Annotated in this window: 11 protein-coding genes; 4 read left to right on the top strand and 7 right to left on the bottom strand. The window is 73.1% G+C overall.

Going from position 1 to position 14,394, the window contains the following annotated elements; genetic code table 11:
* Nucleotides 1-222 precede the first annotated feature (222 nt).
* On the top strand, nt 223-873 hold the full coding sequence (locus ABZ924_RS26865; protein ID WP_361914850.1) for an RDD family protein: 651 nt from the start codon (nt 223-225) through the stop codon (nt 871-873).
* A gap of 258 nt (nt 874-1,131) precedes the next feature.
* Here ABZ924_RS26865 and ABZ924_RS26860 read toward each other — a convergent pair whose 3' ends face one another.
* Both ABZ924_RS26860 and ABZ924_RS26855 read right to left on the bottom strand, forming a co-directional pair.
* A complete protein-coding gene (locus ABZ924_RS26860; protein WP_361914847.1) occupies nt 1,132-2,109 on the bottom strand; it encodes an MASE1 domain-containing protein in 978 nt (325 codons plus the stop codon).
* 56 nt (nt 2,110-2,165) lie between these two features.
* Nucleotides 2,166-3,011, bottom strand: a complete 846-nt coding sequence (locus tag ABZ924_RS26855; protein WP_361914845.1) for a PP2C family protein-serine/threonine phosphatase — start codon at nt 3,009-3,011, stop codon at nt 2,166-2,168.
* A 247-nt stretch (nt 3,012-3,258) separates the two neighbouring features.
* Between ABZ924_RS26855 and ABZ924_RS26850 the strand changes: the two genes are divergently transcribed.
* Together ABZ924_RS26850 and ABZ924_RS26845 are read left to right on the top strand one after the other, a co-directional pair.
* Complete coding sequence (locus ABZ924_RS26850) at nt 3,259-4,191, top strand: MurR/RpiR family transcriptional regulator (protein WP_361914842.1); 933 nt, start codon at nt 3,259-3,261, stop codon at nt 4,189-4,191.
* 317 nt (nt 4,192-4,508) lie between these two features.
* Nucleotides 4,509-4,874 carry a hypothetical protein gene (locus ABZ924_RS26845; RefSeq protein WP_361914839.1) on the top strand — a complete coding sequence of 122 codons (366 nt, stop codon included), beginning with the start codon at nt 4,509-4,511 and terminating at the stop codon, nt 4,872-4,874.
* A gap of 51 nt (nt 4,875-4,925) precedes the next feature.
* Here the strand turns inward: ABZ924_RS26845 and ABZ924_RS26840 are convergent, their stop codons facing one another.
* From ABZ924_RS26840 to ABZ924_RS26825, 4 genes are all read right to left on the bottom strand, one after another.
* Nucleotides 4,926-5,981 (bottom strand): serine protease, encoded by a 1,056-nt coding sequence (locus ABZ924_RS26840; protein WP_361914836.1) that lies wholly within the window; start codon nt 5,979-5,981, stop codon nt 4,926-4,928.
* A 24-nt stretch (nt 5,982-6,005) separates the two neighbouring features.
* Nucleotides 6,006-7,169, bottom strand: a complete 1,164-nt coding sequence (locus ABZ924_RS26835) for a trypsin-like peptidase domain-containing protein (RefSeq protein ID WP_361914833.1) — start codon at nt 7,167-7,169, stop codon at nt 6,006-6,008.
* Between the two features lie 6 nt (nt 7,170-7,175).
* Nucleotides 7,176-11,207: a hypothetical protein gene (locus ABZ924_RS26830; RefSeq protein WP_361914830.1), complete on the bottom strand. Its 4,032-nt coding sequence runs from the start codon at nt 11,205-11,207 to the stop codon at nt 7,176-7,178.
* Between the two features lie 74 nt (nt 11,208-11,281).
* Nucleotides 11,282-12,268, bottom strand: coding sequence for a hypothetical protein (locus ABZ924_RS26825; RefSeq protein WP_361914827.1), 987 nt, complete (start codon nt 12,266-12,268; stop codon nt 11,282-11,284).
* A 200-nt stretch (nt 12,269-12,468) separates the two neighbouring features.
* Here ABZ924_RS26825 and ABZ924_RS26820 point away from each other — a divergent pair, with 200 nt between their 5' ends.
* Nucleotides 12,469-13,278: a caspase family protein gene (locus ABZ924_RS26820; RefSeq protein ID WP_361914824.1), complete on the top strand. Its 810-nt coding sequence runs from the start codon at nt 12,469-12,471 to the stop codon at nt 13,276-13,278.
* Between the two features lie 127 nt (nt 13,279-13,405).
* On the opposite strand, the gene ABZ924_RS26815 is transcribed toward ABZ924_RS26820, so the two are convergent.
* On the bottom strand, nt 13,406-14,377 hold the full coding sequence (locus ABZ924_RS26815) for a MerR family transcriptional regulator (protein WP_361914822.1): 972 nt from the start codon (nt 14,375-14,377) through the stop codon (nt 13,406-13,408).
* Nucleotides 14,378-14,394: the final 17 nt, after the last annotated feature.

The following is a 14,394-nucleotide window of genomic DNA, read 5'->3' as shown; positions in this document are numbered from 1 at the left end:
AGTCGGCGCCCGGAGGAATCGAATCCGGCCACCTATGACGGGCCCCCGCGCGGGCTGCCGCACCGTCCGCGCAGGGGCGAGGATTGGACAAGCGGTCGACCGACCGACCACGATGAGCCAGCAACATCGCGGCAGCTCAGGGGGGCAAACCGGTCACTTGGTGTCGTTTCTCCGCTCGGTTCCGCATCGTCCCCGTTTCCGACACCGGAGAGATTTCGCCACATGAGCTTCGGCGACCCGAACAACCCGTACGGCCAGCAGCCCCCGCAGGGTCAGCCCGGTTACCCGCAGCAGGCCCCCCAGGGTGTCCCCCCGCAGTACGGCTACCCGCAGCAGCAGCCCCCGCAGGCCGCCCCGCAGTACGGCTACCCCCAGCAGCCGCCGGCGGCCCCGTACGGCGGCTACCCCGCCCCGGGCATGGTGCCGGGCATGCCGGGCATGCCGGGTGCCGGGATGCCGCCGCTCGCCCACTGGGGCCAGCGCGTCGGCGCGTACCTGCTCGACGTCCTGATCACCGTCGTGCCGATGTACCTGCTGGGCTTCATCGACCTCGCCACCGGTGACAACCCGGACGAGCCGGGCGTCTTCTTCATGATCGGCGTGCTGTACACGATCGGCATGGCCTTCTTCCAGCTGTACAAGGAGGGCTCCACCGGCCAGACGACCGGCAAGAAGATCGTCGGCATCAGCCTGCGCCGCGAGGCCGACGGCAACGTCCTCGGCTTCGGCATGGCGTTCGTCCGCAAGCTGGCCCACATCCTCGACGGCATCCCCTGCTACATCGGCTGGCTGTGGCCGCTGTGGGACGACAAGAAGCAGACCTTCGCCGACAAGGTGTGCAGCACCGTCGTCATCCAGGTCCCCAAGGGCTGAGACCGCCCCTCCCCCGCACCTCCACCCGGCAGCGCCCCCCGCGCTGCCGGGTGGACCCGTTTCCGGGCCCGGGGCCGGGTGCGCCGCGGTACTCCGCGCAGTCCGCGGCCACGCGGCCCGGCAGTGAGGGCGCGAGGGTGTGCGCGGGCGAGTGCCTGCGCGGCTCGGCTTGCGAACCGGCCCGCCGGGCCCCGCCCCTGACCACCCGTCCGCCGACTGCTCCCGTCACCCTCCCCTCACCCTCCCCTTGCAGTCCCCTCACCCTCCCCGCTCGCTCCTCCCGCGGCCCTCCCTCCGCTCCTCCGGCCGGCCGGGGGCGAGCCGGTCGACCACCTCGGCGAGCTCTTCACACAACTGCTCGATCTTCAGGCGGATGTTGTTCTGCTCGGTGACCAGCGCGGACAGCAGCAGCACGGTCAGCGCGGCCGATCCGTTCAGGCCCTGGAGGTTGACCATCACGTCGAACAGGGTGTGCCCGGCGAAGGGCCCGGCCTGGTCGATGGCCGCCCAGATGGCGAGGACGGACACCAGCAGCGCGCACGGAGCCCCCATGGAGTGCTGGAAGCGCACCGCCACCCAGATCAGCATCGGGAAGACCAGGAAGAGCAGCGAAAGGGAGCTGCGGGCGGCGAGGACGGTGACGGCTGCGCAGCCGGCGAACAGCGCCGCCGCCTCGGCCACCCGGAGCGGGTCCTCGGGCCTGCGCAGCCGCGGCAGGACGAGCAGCACCGGGGTCACCAGGAGCACGCCCATCGCATCGCCGGTCCACCACGCCGCCCACACGGACCAGAACTGGTCCGGCGGCAGGTCGCCGGTGGCCTCGAGCGTCGCGGCGCCGACGGTGGCGCTGATCAGCATGGGCAGCAGCCCGCCCAGGAAGACCAGGGCCAGCCCGTCCCGCAGCCGGTCCATCTCGGGGCGGAAGCCCACCCGGCGCAGCATCAGGTACGCGCACACGGGCGCCAGGGTGTTGCCGACGAGGAGCCCGAGGTCAGCGGGCTGGAAGGTACTGATGTGCTCGATGGAGAGGTACGCGCCGAGGGTGATGCCGGGCCACACCCGCAGGCCCCACCACAGCAGGGCGGCGACGGCGATCCCGGTGGGCGCCCACAGCGGGGTGACCTCGGCTCCCCCGACGACGACGCGCAGCTGGAGGCCGATCCGTCCGGTGGCGTAGTAGGCGGCCGCAACGGCGAGGATCCGGAGGGTGTCTGCGAGGAGACGTCGCCATTCCACGGTGCGCACCACAGCATCAGACAACAACCGCAGCCCCGGGGCGGGCGTGACACGCGCTAGCGGGATGCGGGTCCGCCCGCGTCGTGGCTGATGACGAGGACGGCGGCGTCGTCCGCGTGGCCGGTGGAGTCGGCCACCTTCATCACCTCGGCGGCGAGTTCGTCCGGGTCGGCGCCCGCCGCCTCGCGCACCACCTCGACGACGCGTTCGAGGCCCACGTCGATGGGGAAGGACGGCCCTTCGACGACCCCGTCGGTGAGCAGGACGATGGAGCCCGCCCGGTCCAGTCGGCGGCGGGTGACGGGGTATTCGGCGCCGGGGAGCATGCCGAGCGGCAGGCCGCCCTCGTCCTCGGTCATCCCGTAGCGGCCGTCGACCGTGGCCCACACGGTGGGTATGTGGCCGGCCCGGGCGCTGTGCAGCTCCCAGGTGCCGGGGTCGAAGCGGAGCAGGCTGCAGGTGGCGAAGAGTTCGGGTCCCGTCGAGAGCAGGACGTCGTTGGTCTTGCTGAGCACCTCGCCGGGGTCCGCGACGACGGAGCCGACCGCGCGCAGCCCGATCCTGACCTGCCCCATGAAGGCGGCCGCCTCCGCGTCGTGCCCCTGGACGTCGCCGATGGAGAACGCGAGGGCGCCTTCCGCCAGCCGGAAGCCGTCGTACCAGTCGCCCCCGATGTCGAGGCCGTGGCGGGCGGGCGAGTAGCGGGCCGCGGTGCGCAGCCCCGGGAGGGAGGGCAGCGAGGCGGGCAGCATCTCGCGCTGGAGGGCCTCGGCGAGCTCGACGCGGGCCAACTGGTGTTCGGCGCCCGCCCGCGCCCGGGCGGTGAGCCGGCCCAGCGTGCTCAGCAGGTCGTCCGCGCTCACCGAACGCGGGGTGCGGCGCGGTGCACGGCGCGGGTTCACGGACCGCTCCCGGGTGCCTCCACGTCCATAGGCCGCTTGTCCCCTGTCCTCGGCGCCCTCGGCTCAGGGCCGTCACGGCGCGGCGCGCCGCAGTGCCCGGCCCATCATATTTCCAGGGCTCCGCAGGCCGCGACAGCTGCGGGCCGGGGCTCCGTCTCACGGGTCGGTCAGGACACCGCCGACCTGGCCGCCGACCACAGGGCGTGAGCTATGTTGGAGGAAGAGTGACGCGAGAGGGAGGCCACCGGTGTCATCGGGGCAGCAGGAACGCGCCCAGGCGGCTGCGATCACGCCGACGACCGGGCCGACGACCGGGCAGGCGCCGGACCACGGGCGTGCTCCGGGCGACCGGGTCCGCGCCCTGTTCGACGGCCACCGCCTCTCCCCCGGCCAGCGGCGCATCGCCCAGTACCTGGTCGACCACCTCACCGAGGCGGCGTTCCTGTCGATCACCGAGCTCGCTGAGCGGGTCGGGGTCAGCCAGCCCTCGGTGACGCGCTTCGCCACCGCCCTGGGGTTCAGCGGCTATCCGGCGCTGCGGGACGCCCTGCAGCCGATGGCGCTGAGCGCGGTCGCGGGCTCCCCGGAGAGCCGTGAGCAGTACCGGCGCAACGAGCTCCAGGCTGCGGTGGACGCCGAGATCGAGAACCTGGAGAGCGTGCGCAGGCTGCTGGCCGACACCAACCAGGTGCTGGACATCGGCCGCGAGCTGGCCCGGTCGGTGCCGCTGACGGTGCTGGGCCTGCGGATCTCGGTGTCGCTGGCGGAATACTTCGCGTACGCGGCCCGGCGCATCCACCCCGACGTGCGGCTGGTGACGAGGGGCGGCAGCGTGGCCTACGACGCCCTGCTGCAGTCGCGGGAGGCCGGCGGGACGTGGGCGCTGGCCTTCGCCATGCCCCGGCACGCCAAGGAGACCCTGTCGGCGCTGCGGGCGGCGCGGCACGCCGGGCTGAAGATCGCGCTGATCACGGATTCCGCGCTGGGGCCGCTGGTGGAGGAGGCGGACGTGACGCTGGCGGCCGGGACGGGGGCGCGGCTGGTGTTCGACTCGTACGCGGCGCCGGGCGTGCTGTCGGCGGCCCTGCTCCAGGCGATGGCCGATGCGGACCCGGAGCGTACGCAGGCGCGACTGGAAGGTTACGAGCAGGTGGCGGACCAGCACGGATTCTTCCTCTAGGTCCGGATTTCAACCGATATAAGGCCGTCCTTTTTCATGCCGCCGAGGCGTATGTAATTTTTCATTCTCTTGTTTACTCGACGGTATATATGTTTACTGAGCAGCGCGCCGGATCCAGCAAGCGCCAAGGAGAGCGACCCCTACGCTCTCCCGGAACAGATACCCGGGCGGGACGACTCCTCCTCACGTCCCGCCCGGGTGCCGGTCCCCGGCATGAGGATCCACCAGAGCGCTCCCGGCGGCCCCGGTCAACCCCTGGACCGGGGCCGCCCACCCACGTCTCGATCAGAGTTCGACACCATTCGGAAGCGACGAGAATGAGCCAGACGCTCTCCCCCACGCTCAGCCCGGACTGGCCCTGCCAGGTCAAGGCCCCCGGCACGCACGACTGGGAACGCACGGCCATGCGGTGGCTCCGGGACCTGCTCCCGGCCCGCTACGGCGCGTACTCCACGCTGACCCGCAGCCCCGTCCTGCTCGCCCGGCACGCGCAGCTGCAGCTGCAGCACGAGATGCGCGCCGTCCGGGTGGCGCTCGAGACGAGCCGGGCCGAGCTGCCCTCGATGGGCGTGGCCGAGACCGTCATCGAGAACTCGATCCGCATGTACGCCGTGGAGCTCCAGCAGCTCGGCCGCCTCTCCCGCGCGGTCCGGCTCGTCGGCGACGCCCTGCGCGTCAGCTGAGCGCCGCCCGCACACGTCGGACAACTGTCGGACCACGCGTCGGACCACGGCTCAGACCCAGTTGACGCCCGCGCGGTCGAGCAGCGGGTCGTCCACCAGCTCCCAGAGCGGGACCGCGTAGTTCCCGAACCCGTACCGGCCCCCGTAGTGCAGGCCGAGGACGCGGTGGTCGGCCAGGTCGAAGACGGGTGAACCGCTGTTCCCGCCCAGCGTCGAGCAGTCGTGCTTGACGGTGAGCGTGTCGGGGAGCAGCCCGGTCGTCGTACCCGGCTGGAGGCGCTTGACGTTGTAGACGTCCATGAAGATCCTGCGCATGGCCTCGGGTTCGTTGCGGCGGCCGTCCTCCGCCGGGTAGCCGATCACGTACACCGGCCGCCCGGGCACGTCGCCGGGCGGATCGGCCGCCACCGCCAGCGGGGTCACCGGCGCGCGGCCGCCCGCGGCGGCGGTGTCCACCCGCAGCAGCGCGAGGTCGGCCTCGGGGTGGATCCCGACCACCCCGGTGACCGCGTACTCGAACGAGGTGTCGCCCGGGACGGCGGACAGCTCCTCGGCCAGGTCCAGGCGGGCGGTCATCCCCGGCTGGAAGGTCCAGCCCGCTCCGTCCTCACGGGCGAACTCGACGGCCACGTGGCGGTTGGTCATCACCACGTCCGGGGCGACGAGGAAGGCGGTGCCCACCCAGTCCAGGCGGGCGTGCCCCGTGACGTCGACGCGGCCGACGCGTGCGATCGACTCCCGGATGCCGGCCCGCTGGCCGTCGAGCACGGCCCAGTCGCCCTGCTGCGAGGGGAAGTCCTGGCCCTGGATGACGATGGCGGGCCTGCCCTCGAGCAGGACGATCGCCTCGACGCCGAAGTACTCGTCGTCCTCCACCTCGTCCTCGCGGCCGGCCGCGATCTTCTCCAGCCCGCGGGCGCCGGCCGCCAGCACCTTCGCCCGCTCCTTCCGGGCGAAGGCGCCGATCTGGCCGTCCGGCGGGAGCTCCTGGAAGGACTCGTCGACGTCCTCGTCCGCCCGCAGGCCCCGGCGTACGCGGTCGGCGACCTCGCCGAGGTCCCGGAAGACCTCCTCGGGCCGTGTCGCCACGGGTGATCGGCTGCCCATCGCTCCTCCTCTCACTGCCCCGGCTCACTGCCCCGGCGCGCCGTTCGGCCCGCCGAGCGCGGACTGCGCGGCCGCGATCTCGGCGTGGACCGCGGGACTGTGCTCCGCGAGGTGCCGCATGACGCTGCTCATCTGGGTGCCGAGGTTGACGAACCCCTCGGTCCGGCCCTGGAACACGATCCCCTCCTCGACCCGCCGCGTCCCGCGGTGCAGCGCGACCACCGTCCAGTCGTCGGTGAAGACGGGCGAGCCGGAGGAGCCGCCGCGGGTGTCGGTGAAATAGCGCAGGTCCTTGTCGTCCGCGTCGAAGACCAGGTTGTTGCGCAGGCCTACGCGCTTGGGCTGGCCCCCGGGGTGCTGGATGATGTTGACCGGCACCGGCTGGGCCAGCGCGGCCTGCAGCGGCTCGGTGGCCACCCGCAGGGCGGGCCGCGGCGACTGGTCGGCGATCCGCATGACCGCGTAGTCGAGCTCCTCGTCCCAGGCGAGCAGCTCACCGGCGGTCACCTCCTCGGTCTCCGTCTCGTCGGCGCCGTAGTCGAAGCGCGAGCGGGAGTTCTTCGCCTGGAGCCGGAGGTCGGCCGGGTCGACGGTGCCCCGGTCGCCGGCGGTGCGGGTGCGGGCGTAGACCACGTGGTGATTGGTGATCAGCAGGCCGGGGGCGATGAGCCAGCCCGTTCCGGCGTGCGGGTAGCCGTTCGGCTGGAGCGGGGCGCCCGCCTGGTACGGGGTCACCTTGAGCCGGGCCACCGAGGCGCCCGCGAGGAGCCCGCGCTGCAGGAACTCGAAGGGCACGGTGTCGTCCAGGTAGACGATCTCCTCCTTCGTCTCCCCCGCCGGCGGCGACGCCACCGGTACGTCGGGTTCGCCGGCCGCGTCCCGGGCCACCCGGTCCAGGGCCCGCTGGAAGACGGCCAGGGGGCCGGCCTCGGCCGTCTGGGCGACGGCGTTGCGCAGCCAGATCTCCAGCGGGACCGAGCCGTCGACCAGCCGCTCCGTGCGGTTCATCTCGTTCAGGTCCGAGGTCACCTGCATGCCGGGGGCGTCGACGAGCGGCAGCACCCCTGCGTACTTGGGCAGGATGCCGTCGAGGAGGAGCCTGCGGGCCGCAGGGTTGGCCAAGCCCGCTTCCAGGGCGGCGTCCTTGATCTGGGCGATGTCCTGCGTCGGCAGATACGGGTCGCTCATGCCTGCTCAGGCCGCTTGCGGGCCGTTCCTTTCCGCTGTGCGCCGGGGTCGGTGCGGCGTCGGGCCGGGGGCGTCCGGGGCGGTCGCCGCCGCCACACCGGCGACGAGCAGGCCGCTCGGGTCGCGCAGCACGAGCAGTCGGCGGGCGAGGGCGAGGAGGCCGTCGCGGCCGCGGGCCTCCCGCAGGACATCGGCCGCCCGCAGCGGCGGCGGCGCGGGTCCCTGGGCGAGCCCCTGCGCGGCCGGGGCCGGTATGCGGCCGGCGGCCTCCGCCAGGATCTCCTCCAGGGCCGGGCGCAGTTCGGGCTGTTCCTGCGCGGCCCCGTCGATCGCTTCCCCGAGCGTGTCCGCGACCGCGTCGGCGGCCTCCGGGAGTCCCACGGCCTGCAGGACGCGGTCCAACGCGGCCGGGTCCTGGCGGGCCGCCTCGGCCGCGGCGTCCCGTACGAGGTCCGGCCGTTCGCGCAGCAGCTCGTCGGACAGCTGCCGCAGCATGCCCGCGAGGCTGTGGTCGAGCTCCGCCCGCACCTCCTGCTCGGGGGCGAGCCGGGCCCGGCGGAGCTGGGCCTCCACGGCGTCGAAGGGCCGGCCGAGCGCCGTGGCGACGTCCTGTGCCGCGGCGAGGTCGCGTCCGGCCTCCTCCAGGTCGCCGTCCTCCTCCGCCAGCTCCGCGGAGAGCATCAGCAGGTCGAGCTGCGCCTCGGCCTCACCAGCCTCCTGCGCGCGGTCCACGGCTTCCTGCGCCAGCTGCCTCGCCTCCGCCCGGCGTCCGCTGCGCCACATGGTCGCGACCTGCAGGGAGTACAGACGGCTGCCCGGGGTCCAGGGCGGGCGGGCGGCCAGCCGGGCGGCGGCCTCGTCGACGTAGCCCTGCGCGAGCAGGTCCTCGACCTCGTGGGCGATGATGCGCTGCCAGTCCTCCGGGTCGGCTCCCCGCAGGTCCTGGTCGGAGATGTGACCTCCCAGGCGACCGACCAGGAAGGCCGCGGAGCGGGGTGCCATGTCCGCGGCGGCGTCGCGGAGGTGGCGTTCGACGCCTGCCTGCCAGCGTTCCTCCACGGCCCGCGGGTTCTCGTTCAGGCGCAGCCGGTGGTAGATCTCCTCGGCGCGGTCGTCCACACCGCCGCGGGCGGCGTAGTACTGCACGGCGCGCTCCGCGACGGACCGCATCAGGCCGGTGTGTGCGGTGTTCGCCAGGCGCAGCATGTTGGACCGCAGGTCGCCGGTGTGGCGTACGGCGTCGGGGCCGGCCGGCTCGGTGAGGTCGAGCCGGGCAAGCTTCTCGAAGAGGCGCCGGGCCTGGGCCTGGGAGTCGACCCGCAGCCCGCACGCCCCGGCGAGGACGTCCTTGACCAGGCCGGGGGTGATGGTGCGCAGGGCCAAACCCGCCTCGGCGAGGGCCCGTACCGCGTCGTCGGGGATGTGCTTGAGGATCCGGTCGTACAGGATGTGCTGGACGAGCATCTGGTCGACCTTGCGGTCGAAGTCCCGCTGCCGGGCGGGCAGGCTCTCGACCAAGTCGCTCAGCGACCCGGCCTCGTCGGCCACGGCCGCGGCGGCCCGGGCCGCGAGTTTCAGGCTGAGCGGATGCCCGCCGACCCGCTCGGCGAGCGTACGGGCCACGGCGGCGTCCGGGACTCCGCACGCCGTCAGGAGCCCCACGGCGGCGTCGGCTTCGAGCTCGCCGAGTGCGATGGTGCGCAGGTCGACGACGCGCGCCGGGTGGTCGACCGGGGCGCGTCCGGCGACGATGAACCGCAGCCGCGGGCAGGCCTCCTGGAGGGAGGTCCACAGGGACCACAGCCGTCCGATCGCGATGCTCGCGCGGTACTGGGCCGTCTCGAAGGAGTCGATGGCCACCACCAGCAGCGGGCCGTCCCCGTCCGCCGGTCCCGCCGCCTCCGCGAGGAGCTGCGCGACCCGCCGGACGAGGACGCTCTCCCGTTTGCGGGCCACGGCCTGGAACCGTTCGGCTGCCGTGCGCCCGTCCTGTGCGCGGACGGTGGACAGCTCGTGCCTGTCGTCGAGGGTGTTCTGCTCGTCCCGCTGGGTGCGGGCCGTCTCCTCGCTCTCGCTGGCCAGCGCCTCGAACGCGCCGCGGTGGCCGGGGTACTGGACGGCGAGCTGGCGGGCCATCTCGGCGATCAGGGTGGCCGGCTCGTGGACCGAGAGGGTGGGCCGGTCGAAGTCGATGTAGGCGAAGGGGAAGGAGAACGGGGATCCGGCCGGGCCGTCGGTGCTGTCGAGGAGGAACTTGGCGAGCAGGGTCGTCTTGCCGATCCCGCCGACCCCGTGGACCACCAGCGGCGGGCGGCGGGCCGGGCCGTCCTGGCCGAGGACGTAGGACCGCAGCTCGGCCAGCGCGGCAGCGCGGCCGCAGAAGGTGTCCTGCACCAGGCGGCGGAGCGGCTGGAGCAGCCGCGCCCGCTCCAGCTGCCGCTGGACGTGTTCGGGGGCGGGGAATCCGGTCGTGCCCGGGATCAGCGAGAGCCACAGCGCCGCTTGGAGGGTGGCGGTGAGGGTGTCGACGTCCCCGTCCTCCAGCGGGGCCGGCGGCTTGCCGCAGAGGTGGTCGAGGGCGATCCGTTCCGGCCCGGGGCCTTCGGGGACCTGGTCGAGGTTGGCCTCCAGGGCGCGACGGGCGGCGTCGGGGCCGGTGAGACCGCGCAGCGCTTCGCGGCGGACCTCGTCCTTCAGGGCCCAGACCGCCTCGGGAGGCAGGGCGAGGGTGGTGCTGTCGTGGACGAGCGCCAGCTGCGCCCCGCCGTCGGCCTCCCGCTCGCCGGGCAGCTTCAGGGCCGCCGGGTCGAAGCGGGTGAGCAGACAGGCGGCTTCCCGGTAGGCCCTGCGGACTTCCGTCACGGGCGGTGCCGCCTGCGGGCCCGCGACCTCCTGCAGCGCCTGGTGCAGCCGTGCCGCGAAGTCCTCACCGGGGTTCAGGGAGCCGAAGGTGCGCACGGTGGTCTCGGCCGCCATGCGGAGCCGGCTCATGTACGAGTCCTCGCCCGGGGCCTTCGCCATGCCGAGGACCGCTTCGACGGCGAGGTCCACGCGCGCCGCGAGGGTGTCGGCGTCCTGGAGCACCGGCGCGCTGGTGAAGAACTCCAGGAAGAAGGCGCGCAGCTCGTCGGGCCCGACGGCGTGCGCCGTGTCCCGGAGCACGTTCTTGCGGATGTCGTACGGCAGCTGGGGCATCGTGGGCCCGTAGCCGAGCAGGACCAGCTGGGGCGGGGTCTCGTCCGGGGCCGGGGCGTAGTCGTAGACGGCCTGGGCGAGCTGGCCGATGCAGTCCCACACGTCGGAGTTGGCATCGAGGGCGTCGCAGTCGTCGAGGACGATCCAGAACCGCTCCGGTACGGCCGTCGCCCGGGCGACGACGTTCTGCACGGCCTCGCCGACCGACCACAGTGGATCGTTCAACTGTGTGGGGTTCAACGGAGATGAGGTGTCGGGGTCGACCCGTTCGGTGATCTGCCGGATCAGCTGTGCGGCGGTCGTCGTGCGCGACAGCTTCACGCGGACCGGGCGGAACGCGCAGTGCTGGCCGAGGTACCGGATGAGGTGGTAGGTGTACGACCGGCCGCTGTCAGGCTCCCCGTCGACGACCAGCACCGTCTTCTCGGGGTCGGCGACGAACTCCTTCAGCCGTTCGCGCAGGTCGGCGCGGTCGATGAAGACCTCGGTGCCGTTCCTCAGCACGCTGGTGAGGAAGTGGTCCCCGGTGACGATGTGCACCTGCTCGTCCTCTTCGAGCCTGGCCCGGTACCCCTTGAGCTCCGCCTCGAAGTTCTCCCGAACGGTCAGGCGGTCGAGGGTGAGCAGCAGGTCGACGAGGAACAACTGCGAAACGATCGTCCTGCGCACCGCCCTGACGAGGCTTGCGGCGTTCTCCGCGCTCACGTTCGTCAACCGGAGCCCCCCGATGAACTCCGGGGGGTATCCGGCCCCCCGGAGCCGGCCGTAGGGGTCGTTGGTGTCGAGCAGGTAGTCACGCACCCATGCGGTGACCAGAACCCACTCCGTTTCGGAGAGCGGCATGGCACACCCGTCCCGCCGCCTACAAGGGGCGACAGAGGGATCGATTGGTGATACCTGTCATGGTTTCACCTGGTTCACCCGACTGCAAGGCCACCGAACAGCCCGCGGACGGGTTCCCGGACCGGGCCGGTCGCCAGGTACTCCAGGGCTCCGTGGTGGTTGCCGCTGCTGTTGACGACCAGATGGTCCGAGACGAGGTGGACCGGGGCGTACTCGGGCCGCAGGGTGTGGTCCAGCGCGACGAGGTCCCGAGGATCGGAGGCGTTGCGCCAGGCGGCCACTCCCACCGGGACCGCGGGCGGCTCGCCCAGGACGTCCTGCACCTCGCGGACCCCCAGGGGCGAGCCGATGGTCACCAGGAGGCCCACCTCGCGCTGCTCCTGCCTCAGGTGCTCGTACGCGGCGATGCTGCCGAGGCTGTGGCCGATGACGGCGAGCGGACCGCCGACCCCGGCGCCCGCCAGCAGCTCGTCGCACGCCCGCCGGACCACGTCCCGGATGGCCGGCCCGGCCCCGCCGAAGAAGTAGGCGTAGACGTCCTTGAAGGTGTGCTTGACCAGCAGCCGGAAGACGGAGGTACGGGCGGGGCCGGGCAGCGGCAGCGCCTCCGGAGCGCCGCCCGCCGGCGGCGGGGCCTCGCCGGCCTCGGCGAGCGCGTCCGCGAAGTAGGTCATGTCCCGCAGCCAGGCGGCGAGGGGCGCGTCGGACGGCGTCGCGGCCGCGCCCTCCCCCTCCCCCTCGCCACCGCCACCGCCACCGCCACCGCGCCCGGGGCCGCCGCCGGTCACCTCGGCGTCGGCCGCCTCGGCGCGCGCCTCGGCAAGCATCCGCGCGACGAACTCCTCCGCCGGTTCCGCCGCCGCGGAACCCGGATCCGCGTCCTGGGACTCGGGTGGCCCGCTGTCGGGCAGCGGGGCCGGATGGCGCAGCGGGGCCCAGTAGGCCATGCGTGAGGCGCTGCCCATGTCGGTGCCGAAGAGCGCGGTGTCCCACCGGGACTTGAGCAGCTCCTCGCGGACCTTGTTCCCGTTGCCGTGGACGTAGAGGACCCGGGGTTCCATCGCACCTCCCGTACCGGAGCACGGATGCCGGCCACGGCCAGTATTGGTCGGCCGACCGGGTGCCGCCAGTCGGTCGCGGGCGTTGCTCCGGCCGCCAGGCCCGATCGGGCGTCGCTCGGCGCTGCGGGGTTCGCCGCGCCGCCCGCCGCGGAAGCCATCCCCGACGTACACCCCCGTCACTGCTTCCCCAGGAGGAACCCATGCCCAAAGGCCTGTCCATCCATGTAGGCCTCAACAACGTCGACCCCGCCAAGTACGGCGGCTGGGACGGACAGCTCATGGCGTGCGAGAACGACGCCCGCGACATGGCGGCCCTGGCCCGCGCCGCCGGCTTCGAGGACACCGTGCTGCTCACCGCGGACGGCACCGTCGACAACATCACCGCCGAGCTGCGCAAGGCGGCCGAGAGGCTCGAGGACGGCGACATCCTGCTGTTCACCTACTCGGGCCACGGCGGCCAGATGCCCGATACCGAGGGAGACGAGCCGGACGAACTCGACGAGACCCTGGTCTTCTACGACCGCCAGTTCCTCGACGACGAGCTGCACCGGGAGTTCCTCCGGTTCTCCCCCGGCGTCCGCATCTTCACCCTGCTCGACTGCTGTCACAGCGGTACGGCCACGGAGGTGGCCCAGCCGGGCGCCGCCGCGGACGAACCGGCGCCCCGCGTGATGCCCGAGGTGCGCCAGCAGCAGAACTTCGAGCAGAACAAGGCCTTCTACCAGGAGCTCCAGCGCGAGCTGAGGAAGAACGGCAGCAACGGCGCCGAGCCCGGTACCGTGCTCATCTCCGCCTGCCAGGACCGCCAGGTCGCCCTCGACGGCCGGGTGAACGGCAAGTTCACCGAGACCCTGCTGCGCGTGTGGAACGGCGGGGCCTTCAGCGGCGGCGGCTACCAGGCCTTCCACGCGGCCATCAAGCAGCTCATGCCGCGCTCGCAGGTGCCCAACTTCTTCACCACGGGCAACCCCACGCCCCAGTTCCTCGACCAGAAGCCCTTCACCGTCTGAGCCGGCCGGGAATCCGTCCCGCAGGCGGTGACCTTCGGAGCGGTCCGTCGTTGAACACGGCGGTCATGCGAAGTGCACCCGCGGAGTCCCGGGCCTCGGCCGAGGTCCGGGACTCCGTGTTTGCCGCTCAGCGTCCGCCGACCGGCGGGCCGTCCTCGCCGCGCGGCTGCTCCCCGCTGCGCAGGGCCTCGATGAACCAGGTGAAGACGGGGGCGAGGCTCGCCACGGGCGGCCAGCCGTTGACGGTGGCCAGGAGCTGCCAGTACCGCTCGGCCCGCGGATCGGCGGCCGCCTCCAGGCGGGCCAGCAGCCACCGGCGCAGGTCGCCGTCGTCGGCGCGCGCGAAGGCGTGGGCGTACAGGGCCGTCAGCGCCTGGGTGACGGGCAGCGCCTCCGCGGAGGTCGGCAGGATCCCGGCGGCGAGGGCCTCGGCAATGCGGTCGCGGACCGCCTCGTTCAGCTCGTGGTGCAGGGCCCCGGTGTCGCCGCCGGCGCGGTCAGCGGCCTGCATCTCGGCCATACGGCGCACGGAGGCGCGGAAATCGGCGTCCTGGCAGAGCTCGGCGAGCTCCACCCAGGCCTCGACCTGCTCGGTGGTGGGGTCCTCGGGGAGCTCGGGCATGGCCGAGCGCATCATGGCGACGAACTCCGGGTTGGCGTCGAAGCCGCCGAAGGTGTCGTCGATGAACGCGTGGACGAGCCGGTGCCGTTCGGCTCCGGACAGTTGGGCGAGCCGGTGCATCAGTCGGGTCTCCTGGGGTGAGGCGCCGCGCCGGGCCACCGCCCGCAGCACCGCCCGCCGCAGCCGCAGCGTGCGGATCTGCACGTCCAGGGCGTCGGCGTGGGCTGCGGCCACCTCCGGTACGGAGGTCTCCCGGTCCAGCACCCTGCGGACGGCGGCCAGGTCCAGGCCGAGTTCGCGCAGGGTGCGGGCGAGGTCGAGGCGGGCCAGCGCGTCGATGTCGTAGAGCCGGTAGCCGGCGTGGCTCCGGCCGGTCGGCGGCACGATGCCCGAGTCGGAGTAGTAGCGGATGGTCTTCACCGTCAGTCCGGTGCGCCGGGCCAGTTCCCCGATCGAATAGAGCGCGTCGCCGTTCATGCCCCCACCCTGCTGTC

Origin of the sequence: Streptomyces sp. NPDC046876, from assembly GCF_040645035.1 — a bacterium.
Taxonomy (GTDB): domain Bacteria; phylum Actinomycetota; class Actinomycetes; order Streptomycetales; family Streptomycetaceae; genus Streptomyces.
This window is presented reverse-complemented; position numbering and strand designations above follow the sequence as displayed.

Coding starts and splice junctions, on each gene's coding strand:
- ABZ924_RS26845 (WP_361914839.1), top strand. CDS start 4,509: ATGAGCCAGACGCTCTCCCCCACGCTCAGCCCGGACTGGCCCTGCCAG.
- ABZ924_RS26820 (WP_361914824.1), top strand. CDS start 12,469: ATGCCCAAAGGCCTGTCCATCCATGTAGGCCTCAACAACGTCGACCCC.
- ABZ924_RS26825 (WP_361914827.1), bottom strand. CDS start 12,268: ATGGAACCCCGGGTCCTCTACGTCCACGGCAACGGGAACAAGGTCCGC.
- ABZ924_RS26835 (WP_361914833.1), bottom strand. CDS start 7,169: ATGAGCGACCCGTATCTGCCGACGCAGGACATCGCCCAGATCAAGGAC.
- ABZ924_RS26830 (WP_361914830.1), bottom strand. CDS start 11,207: ATGCCGCTCTCCGAAACGGAGTGGGTTCTGGTCACCGCATGGGTGCGT.
- ABZ924_RS26840 (WP_361914836.1), bottom strand. CDS start 5,981: ATGGGCAGCCGATCACCCGTGGCGACACGGCCCGAGGAGGTCTTCCGG.
- ABZ924_RS26865 (WP_361914850.1), top strand. CDS start 223: ATGAGCTTCGGCGACCCGAACAACCCGTACGGCCAGCAGCCCCCGCAG.
- ABZ924_RS26815 (WP_361914822.1), bottom strand. CDS start 14,377: ATGAACGGCGACGCGCTCTATTCGATCGGGGAACTGGCCCGGCGCACC.